Source organism: Vibrio sp. 2134-1, from assembly GCF_033339495.1.
On record NZ_JAWOUS010000101.1, the window covers coordinates 1 to 1,218 of the forward strand.

Here is a 1,218-nt window from a genome sequence, read left to right on the forward strand (position 1 = left end):
TATTTGAAGTATTAGCAACAGGCGGCGACTCTGCACTTGGCGGTGATGACTTTGCCCACCTATTAGCGGATTACCTAATGGAGCGAGCTGGCCTAGAAGCGCCGCTTTCTGCTGAGAAAAACCGTGCATTACTGAACATTGCAACGGCGACTAAAATTGCTTTCTCTGAGCAAGACAGCGTAGAAGTTGACGTGTTTGGCTGGAAAGGCACTGTAACACGCGAGCAGTTCGAAGGTCTGATTCGCCCACTAGTGAAGAAAACTCTGATGTCTTGTCGTCGTGCACTGAAAGATGCTGACGTAGAAGCGGAGGAAGTACTTGAAGTGGTGATGGTTGGTGGCTCAACTCGTACCTTGCTTGTCCGTGAAATGGTAGGCGAATTCTTTGGCCGCACACCACTCACTAGCATCAACCCTGATGAAGTGGTGGCTATTGGTGCGGGTATCCAAGCAGATATTCTTGCTGGTAACAAGCCTGACTCTGAAATGCTGCTGCTTGACGTGATTCCATTATCATTGGGTATTGAAACCATGGGTGGGTTGGTTGAGAAAATCATTCCGCGCAACACCACGATTCCTGTTGCTCGCGCGCAAGAGTTTACCACCTTCAAAGATGGTCAAACGGCGATGAGCGTGCACGTTGTGCAAGGTGAGCGCGAGATGGTGGATGATTGTCGTTCACTTGCGCGTTTCTCACTAAAAGGTATTCCTCCTATGGCGGCAGGTGCTGCGCACATCCGAGTGACGTACCAAGTTGATGCTGACGGTTTACTATCTGTGACTGCAATGGAAAAGAGCACTGGTGTTCAGTCCGAAATTCAAGTGAAACCTTCTTACGGTTTAAGCGATAACGAAGTTGCGAACATGCTGCGTGATTCGATGACTCACGCCAAAGAAGACATGCAAGCTCGTGCGTTAGCTGAACAACGCGTTGAAGCCGACCGGGTGATTGAAGGTTTGATCGCTGCAATGCAAGCTGATGGTGATGAACTACTATCAGAGCAAGAAAAACAAGATCTATTAAAAGCCATTGAAGCACTGATTGAGCTGCGTAATGGTGATGATGCAAATGCCATTGAGCAAGGCATCAAAGATACAGACAAAGCTAGCCAAGACTTTGCGTCACGCCGTATGGATAAATCGATTCGAGCTGCGTTGTCAGGTCAATCAGTAGACGATATATAAGAGAAAGTAGTTATGCCTAAGATTATTGTATTAC

At 47.6% G+C, this 1,218-nt stretch carries 1 protein-coding gene; it reads left to right on the forward strand.

All coding sequences use genetic code 11. The features are described 5' to 3' along the window. Window positions 1-1,184, forward strand: a 1,184-nt coding sequence (hscA, locus tag R7R78_RS24135) for a Fe-S protein assembly chaperone HscA (protein ID WP_225474377.1), incomplete at its 5' end; no start/stop codon positions are given. Between the last annotated feature and the right edge of the window lie 34 nt (window positions 1,185-1,218).